This is a genomic window from Persicitalea sp., from assembly GCF_041751555.1.
GTDB lineage: Bacteria > Bacteroidota > Bacteroidia > Cytophagales > Spirosomataceae > Persicitalea.
The window spans coordinates 1-10,271 of record NZ_JBGSXF010000593.1; the positions used below are offsets into that span (position 1 = coordinate 1).

At 53.1% G+C, this 10,271-nt stretch carries 8 protein-coding genes; 4 read left to right on the forward strand and 4 right to left on the reverse strand.

What is annotated here, in order from left to right:
• A partial coding sequence (gene pbpC, locus ACEW8P_RS20965) for a penicillin-binding protein 1C (RefSeq protein WP_373515025.1) occupies positions 1–2,239 on the reverse strand: 2,239 nt, incomplete at its 3' end.
• A gap of 265 nt (positions 2,240–2,504) precedes the next feature.
• Here pbpC and ACEW8P_RS20970 point away from each other — a divergent pair.
• Positions 2,505–3,116: a DUF6134 family protein gene (locus ACEW8P_RS20970; protein ID WP_373515026.1), complete on the forward strand. Its 612-nt coding sequence runs from the start codon at positions 2,505–2,507 to the stop codon at positions 3,114–3,116.
• A gap of 256 nt (positions 3,117–3,372) precedes the next feature.
• Complete coding sequence (locus ACEW8P_RS20975; protein ID WP_373515027.1) at positions 3,373–4,296, forward strand: fasciclin domain-containing protein; 924 nt, start codon at positions 3,373–3,375, stop codon at positions 4,294–4,296.
• Between the two features lie 103 nt (positions 4,297–4,399).
• On the opposite strand, the gene ACEW8P_RS20980 is transcribed toward ACEW8P_RS20975, so the two are convergent.
• The gene (locus ACEW8P_RS20980; RefSeq protein WP_373515028.1) at positions 4,400–4,966 is read right to left on the reverse strand and encodes a sugar O-acetyltransferase; all 567 of its coding nucleotides are present in this window, start codon (positions 4,964–4,966) and stop codon (positions 4,400–4,402) included.
• Positions 4,967–5,087: 121 nt separating this feature from the next.
• Here ACEW8P_RS20980 and ACEW8P_RS20985 point away from each other — a divergent pair, with 121 nt between their 5' ends.
• On the forward strand, positions 5,088–6,494 hold the full coding sequence (locus tag ACEW8P_RS20985; RefSeq protein ID WP_373515029.1) for a BNR-4 repeat-containing protein: 1,407 nt from the start codon (positions 5,088–5,090) through the stop codon (positions 6,492–6,494).
• Positions 6,495–6,646: 152 nt separating this feature from the next.
• Positions 6,647–9,226, forward strand: coding sequence for a cation-translocating P-type ATPase (locus ACEW8P_RS20990; RefSeq protein ID WP_373515030.1), 2,580 nt, complete (start codon positions 6,647–6,649; stop codon positions 9,224–9,226).
• Positions 9,227–9,492: 266 nt separating this feature from the next.
• Here ACEW8P_RS20990 and ACEW8P_RS20995 read toward each other — a convergent pair whose 3' ends face one another.
• Positions 9,493–9,735, reverse strand: a complete 243-nt coding sequence (locus tag ACEW8P_RS20995) for a DUF2442 domain-containing protein (protein WP_373515031.1) — start codon at positions 9,733–9,735, stop codon at positions 9,493–9,495.
• Positions 9,736–9,738: 3 nt separating this feature from the next.
• Positions 9,739–10,041, reverse strand: a complete 303-nt coding sequence (locus tag ACEW8P_RS21000; protein ID WP_373515032.1) for a DUF4160 domain-containing protein — start codon at positions 10,039–10,041, stop codon at positions 9,739–9,741.
• Positions 10,042–10,271: the final 230 nt, after the last annotated feature.

Genomic DNA, 10,271 nt, shown 5'->3' on the forward strand with positions numbered 1-10,271 from the left:
TTTTTTGGTAGAGTTTATCATTGACGTACCAAAAAATTTCCTCCACATTATTCGCCGCCTGGCAGCTCAGCAGTAGTTGCTGTGGCTCATCGGTGCGGAGGTAGTATTCGCTGCCCTGATTCGGACTCACGATAAGTGGCGCGCCATCGCGGAACACGCGCTCGCAGGCAGGATTGTGCGGCGGCTCTTTTTCATAGGGTAGTTTTCTCGATTCATAATAGGCAATCAACTCGGGCGCAAAATTTGGATACGATCGCCTGACGTAGCCACCGTGGCCCCGGTCCCCACTCGGCAAACAATACGGACAGTAGGAAACCTTTCCCGCTTCATCGGTAAAAACCCACTTTCGGTGTCCACAACGGCGGTAGGGCGACACGCCCATCAGGTGGTAGTCCACGATTTTATTAGTACAAAACTCCACCGGAATGTCGCCGCTCGCGGCGCAGACTTGCCGTACCGCCATCGCATCGGGGGCGCGGTACCAGCCTTTCGGTGAATTGTAGTCGAGACTGTTAAAAATGGAAAACAGCAGCGGCGTGGCTGTTTCGGCCCCGCTGAGTTCGGGAACGCCCTGCCCCGAAAAATTCCCTACCCACACGCCTACCGTGTAACGCTGGTTGTAGCCCACGCTCCACGCGTCGCGACGGCCGTAGGAAGTACCCGTTTTCCAGGCGATGCGTGGCAGGTGGTAGGTGTTGTCGAAATTAGTGGGGAGATCGGGCCGCGTGATTTGCGTGAGAACATTAGTAATCATGAAAGCCGCGCCGGGCGAGACGATTTCGCTGCCTGCGATTTTGCTTTTTTCGGGCAATGCAGTGGGCGAGCCAAAGGTCAGCGGACGCACTTTCCCTTCTCGTGCGAAGGCGGCGAATAAGCGCGTGAGTTCTTCCAGCGTCACGCCGCAGCCGCCCAGAATCAGCGATAACCCCAAATCCTGCGATTGCTTGCGCACCGTTTGAAAATCCGCCTTTTTCAACTGTTCTACCAGCACGGGTGTGCTGACTTCCTGCAGAACCTTCACCGCCGGAACGTTGAGCGAATTGGCCAGCGCAAACTCCACGGTCACCGGGCCGTTGAATCGCTGGTCGAAATTCTCCGGCTCGTAACCGCCGAAGTTGGTCGGCACGTCATTGAGGATAGTTTTGGGCGTGAGCAATCCTCTGTCAAAAGCGGTGGCGTACAGCAGCGGCTTCAAAGTACTTCCCGGCGAGCGCACCGCCCGTACGCCATCCACCTGTCCGCCGTCGTAGGGATTGGCAAAATCCGCCGAGCCGACGTATGCTTCCACCGCCCCGGTTTCGTTGTTGACAACCAGCACCGCCGCGTTGTGAATATTCTTACCCCGCAGCCGATTGATGTAGTTTTTCACCAACTCCTCCGCTTGTCGCTGCTTTTGGGGGCGAATGGCGGTATAGATGGTCGGCGCGTCGGGGAATTCGCTTTTCAACCGCAGGGCCAGGTGGGGGATTTCGCGCGGCGCGGCGCGGCGTATTACTTCCAGCGGTTCGCGCAGAGCGTCCTCAATGATGCTTTTCTCAAAAAGATTTTCCCCCTCGAAACGGCGCAACCATTCGTTGCGGGCGATCAGTAGGTTAGCTCGATGCCTGTCGGGGCGCAAGCTTGACGGGCGATTGGGGATGATGGCCAAAGCCATAATCTCGGCCAGGCTCAGTAACTGCGGCGGCTTACCGAAGTACAGCAGCGAGGCCGCCTTGATACCCTCGATGTTGCCGCCATAGGGCACGAGGTTGAGGTACAGTTGCAGGATTTCGGTTTTTGAATAATGTAGTTCTAGCTGGAAAGCGCGAAGAATTTCGAGGAACTTACTGACGTAAGTACGTTCGCGCGGTTCCAGCAACCGTACGACCTGCATGGTAATGGTGGAAGCCCCGGAAGTACGCCGCCCGGTGAACAGATTACGAAAGGCTGCCCGCCCCAGCGCCAACGGATTGACGCCCGGATGCCAATTGAAAAAACGGTCTTCCTTATGAATGAGCGTTTTGCGAAGCAGCGGGGTAATCTCCGCCACCTCGGTCTGCAGCCGCCACTTGTCGTCCTTACTCAGGAAAGCATGAAGGACCGTCCCATCCGCCGCCAGGATTTGGGTAGAGTAGGGGACCCGGGGACGAAATGGAAAAGCAGCGTCGAAGCATAAGCTCACCGCTACGAAAAGCAGGACTCCTGCCAGCCAGCGGTACCTTCTAAATTTTTGGGAATGGAGCAGACGACGAATTCTCAATGGCTTCTTGCCAGAATGGCGACTAAGAAAATAGTAAAAATCTAGAAATAAGATCTTTCACCCAAAGTACTTATTCGTGGTAAGATCATTGCAAGGCAGCATATTAAAAAGAAAGGCTTTGTACTATGGCTGACCTCGCTTCGTTTGAAGAAACTACGCCACAGCAATTGTTCCGGTCTTTGATAGCGTGAATTTTCTCCGTTGAATAGCTGGGAACTCAGTTTGGGAGAATCGATTTGAAGACAACACCAACCCCAATTTTCTCGTGAAAAAACTGATTACTACTTTGGCGTTTGGGTTAATGTTGCTTCACCTGCCAGCTACGGGCCAAGCCATCGTTTACGATATTTTGCTTGCCGGGCGCACCGTAGGTCAACTGACGATTACGCCTTCCCGTTCGGGCGAGGGGGCTGATCACTTACGGGTAAGGGGTGCCATCAATACTTTTTTGTACGATGTGGTGTACATAAGTGAAAACCGATTTGAAAATGGGGTGCTGAAAACGTCCATGTCGAGCCAGGAGGTGAATGGAAAGCTCAAAGAAAAAACCAACACCGTCCATACTTCTGACCGCTATCGGGTGACTTTTGTCGATGACCAGGCCGATGCCAAAGAAATAGCACGGATACTTCATCCCATCAACCACACCGTGACCAGCCTTTATTACCGGGAACCGCTGAACATGAAGCAAATCTACTCCGATCGCTATGGGGAAATGTGTGCGGTGCAAAAAGTAGCCGCCGGAGCGTACGATGTCGTGATGCCCGACGGCAAAAAGACGCGCTACACCTACGCCCAGGGACAATGCCGTGAGGTTAAATCTCAGATCATGGGCCTCAACCTGACATTCAGAATTCAGCCGAACAGTACCAGGTAGGTGTTAGCGATGGCATACTCTTTTTACGGACGATTACTACCTGATTTGCTGGAGCGATGAATACAAGTATGTCGATTTTATGACTTTCAAATACATTGGACTGACGACTAAGTTCCAAGAAACTACAATCGACGATTAATTTTTTAAGCTTTGTAGAAACTTATCGATTCGCACCGGGTTCAAACGAAAATGATTTTATTTACAAAACCAATCAATTTTTTTTATGAAAAGAGCAAATAAGTTGACGCGCAGAATTATGCAAACAAGCATGGCACTGCTAATGATAGGTTTCCTGGGTGCTTGTACGGACAACACCGTCGATCCTCCCCGCATACAAACCGTGGCCGACGTTGTGACGGCCAATAGCGACTTTTCCATTTTGAGAGACGCTCTTGAGTATGCCGGACTGACGGGTGATCTTCGTCAGGGTAACCTGACTGTATTAGCCCCGAACAACGCCGCTTTCCAGGCATCGGGATTTGCGGATGCAGCGGCGGTAAGAGCTCTGCCGACAAGTACTGTAAAATCAGTGTTACTGTACCACGTGTTGGGATTCAGGATTCCTGCCTCAGCTTTCACGGTGGATAAAAACGTGGTGATACCGTCCCTGCAAGGTGGCAATGTGTACATCAGCAAACTTGCCGCTTCTTCGGGCGTGTCAGTAAACAACGCCCGGATAACGAAGACCGACATTCAGGCTGAAAACGGCGTAATCCACGTGATCGACCGGGTCATGATGCCTCCAACCCGGAACCTGCTAGAGATCGCTCAGGGAAATCCCAATCTGACGTACCTGGTTGCGGCCGCCACCCGTGCCGCCACGAGCAATCCCGCAGTAGTCAGTTCGCTCACATCTACCAGCAGTGCTTTTACTGTTTTTGCCCCAACCAACGAAGCGTTCATCGCCGCTGGTTTTCCAAGCATTGCCTCGATTCAGGCGGCTCCGGCGGAAACACTTGCGGCTGTAATTCTTAATCACGTCCTTCCCGGCCGTGCGTTCAGTCCAACTCTGGCAACCGGAAATGTGGCAGCAGCCGGTGGCGGTCAACTTGCCGTGGATGTCAGCAGTGGCGTCACCGTTAAGGGCAAGGGAAGTACTCAGGCCGCTAAGGTACTTATGGCCGACATGCTAGCTACCAATGGCGTAGTACATGTAATCGACCGTGTATTGCTTCCGTAAAAGCAGTACAGATGATTGATAAAAGGGTCGGACGCAGGAAGGGTAGAATCACCTTTCCTGCGTCCGACCCTTTTTGTGGTAGTTTATTCTCGAGAAAAAAACCTTATTCATCCGGCGTCAGTGATCTGATCACTTTACAGGGATTTCCAGCAGCAAAAACATCGGCCGGGATATCCTTAGTCACCACGCTGCCCGCGCCGATAACGCTGCGGTCGCCGATCGTTACACCCGGACAAATGACGGCACTTCCGCCCACCCAAACATCTTCGCCGATGGCGATTGGCTTGGCGTATTCCAGACCGGAAGCCCTTTCCTCGTGATTGATGGGATGCGTGGCCGTGTACACCTGTACATTGGGTGCAAACAGGGTTCGGCTGCCGATCGTAACTTGAGCTACATCCAGCACCACGCAATTAAAGTTGAAAAATACCTTATCGCCCACCTTCATATTGCTGCCGTAGTCGCAATAAAAGGGTGGCTGCAACCACAGGTTCGCCCCGGCATCGGGTATCAATTCTTTCAGGATACGTGTTCTTTCTTCCACCTCATCTTCTCTTGTGTCGTTCAGTTCCTTAATCAGCAACCTGGTTCTGAGTCTGTCGTCCGAAAGCTCCCGGTCCAGCGGATCGTACAATTCCCCGGCGAGCATCTTTTCTTTTTCTGTTTTCATATTGTCAAGATAGCGATAATTGCGGTTTAGCTGAAAATCGCTTGAATGAAGGGGGGTAGAAAAGTCGTGACGAATCTTTGATTTCTTATCCTATAGTTCGCGTAATTCTTAATCCGGTTTCATGAAGACTCTTTTGGCAGGTACTTTCTTTCTCATTTCAATCCAGTTTGCTTTTTCCCAAAAAGCCGAAGACCAACCTGGCCGTAATAACCAGAAGGCCGATGGCTACAAGGGAATCTGGTTTACGCTGGGCCAATTTTCCGAGTACGGCGATAAGTACTCGGGCGGCCTGGGTACTTACACCGCCAAGCACGTTCCGCTGGCAGTCTATGCCCCGAAGGTGAATAAAACTTTCTTTGTGTATGGAGGCACCACTGGCGAGCAGGATCGCTATTTGCTTTGCATGATCGGTAGTTATGATCACAAGAAAAAGAAGGTTTCACGCCCCACAGTGGTTTACGACAAAAAAGGCGTGGACGACCCGCACGACAACCCTAGTGTGGCCCTGGACGAGAATGGCTACATCTGGGTATTTGTAAGCGGCCGTGGCAATGGCCGCCCTGGTTTCAAGTACCGCAGCGAGCAGCCGTACAGCATCGACGGGTTCGACCAAATTACGGAGGAAACGATGACCTACCCCCAGCCCAAATACATTCCGGGCCAGGGTTTCCTGAACCTGTTCACCAAGTACTCCGGCGTGCGGGAACTCTACTTCGAAACCAGCCCCGACGGCGTCACCTGGACCGAAGATCAGAAACTGGCAGGCATCAAGCGCCCCGAAGACAAAAACGCCGGGCACTACCAAATCAGCGGGCAGGTGGGCGAGAAAGTTGTGACTTTTTTTAACTGGCACCCCAATGGCGACGTCGATCAGCGGACTAACCTGCACTATCTGCAAACCACCGACATGGGCAAAACCTGGACTACCGCCGACGGAAAAGAGGTAGCCGTTCCGGTAACAGATATGGCTTCGCCGACGCTGGTGAAGGAGTACTTCAGTCAGGGGCGAAACGTGTATCTCAAAGATGTGGATTTTGACAGTAACGGAAACCCCATCGCCCTCTACCTCCACGGTCCCGGCCATCAGCCCGGCCCAGAGAACGGCCTTCGGCAATGGGAAGTGGCCCACTGGAACGGCTCGGCCTGGGAAAACTACCCCGTCGCGACTTCCGACCACAATTACGACATGGGTAGTTTGTTCGTGAAGGACAACGAGTGGATGGTAGTGGCCCCGACCGAAAATACGCCCCAGCCCTGGGGCGGCGGTGGCGAAGTGGTGCAATGGAAAAGTACCGACCAAGGCAAAACCTGGGCGCGCGCCAGGCAGATTACCCGCAATAGCCCCCGCAACCATAATTACGTTCGGAAAGTAGTAGGCGGTCACGACCCATTCTATTACTTCTGGGCCGACGGCGATCCGGGTAAGTTCAGCCCGTCGCATATGTACTTTGGCGACAGCCAGGGCACCGTGTGGGAATTGCCCTATGCCATGACAAAGGACTGGGCCCGCCCGGTAAAGCGGAAATAATCAGAAACTAGGTTTAACAGGAGCGGTAGGTGGTCTTCCGTAGGGTGGCTCCTGATCCAGCGGATCGTACAATTCCCCGGCGAGCATTACGCTGCTATGAGCGCGGCGTATCTTTGCCTTTACCACTACCAAGCACTCAGCTCCCCACATAAATGAACTACCACAGCGCTACCCACAAGGAGATATTTGAAGAACTAACTACCCAAAAAGAAGGCCTCGGGCATGAGGACGCCAGACAGCGGCTCGGTGAGCACGGGGCCAATGAACTGGAAGGGAAATCCGGGAAGTCGATCTGGCGGCTGATCCTGAATCAGTTTCTGGACGTCATGATTCTGATCCTGCTGGCCGCGGCCGTGGTATCGTTGCTGGTGGGCGAGGGCAGCGATGCTATCGTGATCCTGGTCATTGTGGTACTGAATGCCATCATCGGCTTTGTGCAGGAATATAGGGCCGAGAAGGCAATCGAAGCCCTGCGCAACATGTCGGCCCCTGAGGCGGTGGTACGCCGCGAAGGCACCGAAAAGCAAGTGGAGGCTACCGAACTGGTGCCGGGCGACATCGTGCTGCTGGAAGCGGGTAACCTGGTACCTGCCGACTTACGACTGTACGAGGCTGCGGCACTCAAAGTGGAGGAAGCCGCCCTCACCGGAGAGTCGGAAGCCGTAACCAAAACGACCGAACCAATTACCGACGAAGATCCTCCCCTCGGCGACCGCGTCAACATGGCCTACAAGGGTACCATCGTCAAGGATGGTCGGGGCGAAGGGGTAGTGGTAGCGACTGGCATGGAAACCGAAATGGGGCGCATTGCGCAGATGCTCGACGAAAGCGACAGCGAAACCCCTCTTCAAAAACGCCTGGCGACCTTTGGCAAGCAGCTATCTATTGCCGTCATCGTAATTTGTGCGTTGCTGTATGGCGTGGGCCTGCTGCGTGGCGAGGAGCCGCTTCGCATGTTGCTGACGGCTATTTCGCTGGCCGTGGCGGCTATTCCCGAAGCCCTGCCCGCAGTAGTGACCATCGCGCTGGCATTGGGGGCCAAACGGATGGCAAAGCAAAACGCTCTGATCCGGCAACTGCCGGCGGTGGAGACCCTGGGCTCGGTGACCTACGTGTGTTCGGACAAAACCGGGACCATTACCCAAAACCAGATGACCGTTCAGGAAACCTGGCAGCCCGATGATATGGTACTACCCGAACGGACCGACCTGACCAAAGAACAACTGCTGCTGCTCTGCATGGCCTTGAACCATGACGTCAATAAGGATGAAGAAGGTAACTACCTGGGTGACCCTACGGAAATTGCTCTGGTGGAGTACGTCCGGCAGCAGGAAGGTTATGAGCAGGATTGGGAAGAGCAGTACCCCCGGGCCGATGAAGTACCCTTTGACTCTACCCGCAAGCGCATGACCACGATTCATGAGTTTGGGGACAAGTACCTGGTAATTACCAAAGGCGCTTCGGAAGCAATGGACGATGTTTCCGTTCAGGAAGCGGGGCCAATCCTACGGCGGGCCGAGGAGCTGGCCCATGAGGGCATGCGGGTGATTTCGTACAGCTATAAGGTGATGGATTCTCTTCTGAAGGATCACAATCCCGACACGGCCGAATCTGATTTGGACTTTGTGGGCATGGCCGCCATGATCGACCCGCCCCGCGAGGCTGTGCAGGACGCTATCGCCGAGTGTTTCGCGGCGGGCATTACCCCCGTGATGATTACGGGTGACCACCCGGCTACGGCCAAAGCCATTGCGACCCAGGTAGGTATCTTGCAGAAAGAAAGCGACAAGGTAATTACTGGCAAAGAGCTGGGCAAGCTGTCACCCGAAGAGTTTGAGCAGGAGGTAGAATCCATCAAAGTGTACGCGCGGGTATCACCCGAGCAGAAGCTCAATATCGTGACGGCTCTCCAGAAAAGAGACCAATTTGTTGCCATGACGGGCGACGGGGTCAACGATGCCCCGGCCCTGAAGAAGGCCAACATCGGGATAGCGATGGGTATCACGGGCACGGACGTGACCAAAGAAGCCTCCCACATGATTTTGCTGGACGACAACTTCGCCACTATTCTGAAAGCGGTGCGCGAAGGACGGCGGATATTCGACAATATCAGGAAGTTTATCAAATACACGCTAACCAGCAATACGGGCGAAATCTGGACCCTCTTTCTGGCACCCCTGCTGGGCCTGCCCCTCCCCCTGCTGCCGATCCACATCCTGTGGATCAACCTGGTGACGGACGGTCTGCCCGGCCTGGCCCTGGCCGCTGAGCCCGTAGAAAAAAACACCATGCAGCGCCCGCCTCACGATCCGGCGGAGGGAATATTCAATCGCAGCCTGGTGATTCACATCGCCTGGGTGGGTATCCTGATGGGAATCATTTGTCTGGGTACTCAGGTCGTCAGCATGCGGCTGGACAACCCTAAATGGCAGACTATGGTCTTTACCGTGCTTTCATTGAGCCAGTTGGGTCACGCCCTGGCCATCCGCAGCGATAAGGTTTCCTTATTCCGGCAGGGACTCCTCAGCAATAAACAATTGTCCCTGGCTGTGGCCTTTACCATCCTGTTACAACTAGCGGTCATTTACGTCCCCTTCTTACAGAATATGTTCCATACCCAGGCGCTGAACTGGGGAGAACTAGGCGCGTGCCTGGGTGTTTCAAGCCTTATTTTTGGGGCGGTAGAGGTAGAAAAATGGATCAAGCGGCGGCGGGGTGGCGCGGTATCTTGAGTAGGTAGTTGGCTGCGGGCTGTTGACTTTCTATTGTTAGCGTGGACTTTGGAATGGGTTAGACCGTCGCGGCCCTCTCATCTTTGGTAAAGGGTCAGTCTTCGGAAGACCCTGCACAACAACTCATGAAACACTACGACGAACCGGACGCGGCTAGTACCATTTTTGCTTCGTATAGCTCTACTTCGTCGGGAAGCTCTGTGTTGAGTACTTTCATGTCTAAAATCTTTACTTATGAAACGATGTCCGGTATTCTTCACCCTCGTTCAGATTTCACCTTCGTGCAAATCCCAGATGGGGAAGCACATCTCGTAGTCGTTCCAAACAATATCCCCGTATTCAATGGTGAACGACTGAAACAGACCCTCATCCAGATACTTACGAGTCATTGGATTTTTGGCATTTTTTAAAAAATCACCAAAATCTATGAGTTGTTCAGATCCGTCAGAAAACCTGAAACTGATGCGGTAGTCGCCTTTATACTCAGCTTTTTCAATTGAAATTACCATGGTCTAAATCTTTTTGGTTATCCGTTCTGCCTCGATCGTTTTGTTGTAAACGAAGAAGGCAACCCATTTCTCAACGATTTCTTTGTGATAAACCTCTACCAGCTTTTTGAGTTTCTTCAAATTTTTGGCATCGAGCGGCTCTTTCCCTTTAACATCCACAATTCTTACTTCAACGAATTCACCATTTTCAAAAATTATCTCTGCTTTGCTCTCCTTACCCTGGTACTTGCCATGCACATGAATCGGTTCATGCTCCTTGGAGTAGAACAAGATTACCAACCCCAAGTACTCGTATAGTTTCGGCATTGTTGTTTTTGGGCGATTGCGTAAACTTGGCTGCGAGGCCGTTGAATGGGACCGACCGTCGGCGGCTTCCTTATCTTTGGCACGCTGTCATCCTTCGGAAGACCGCGCACAACAGCAGAACACTACGACGAACCGAGAATGTATCAGGCGTAAATCAGCTTACCTTTGGGTTGTGGAATAGCCCGACCTTCTAATCCGGCAGTTTCGATCCATTCACTAATGATGGTTTC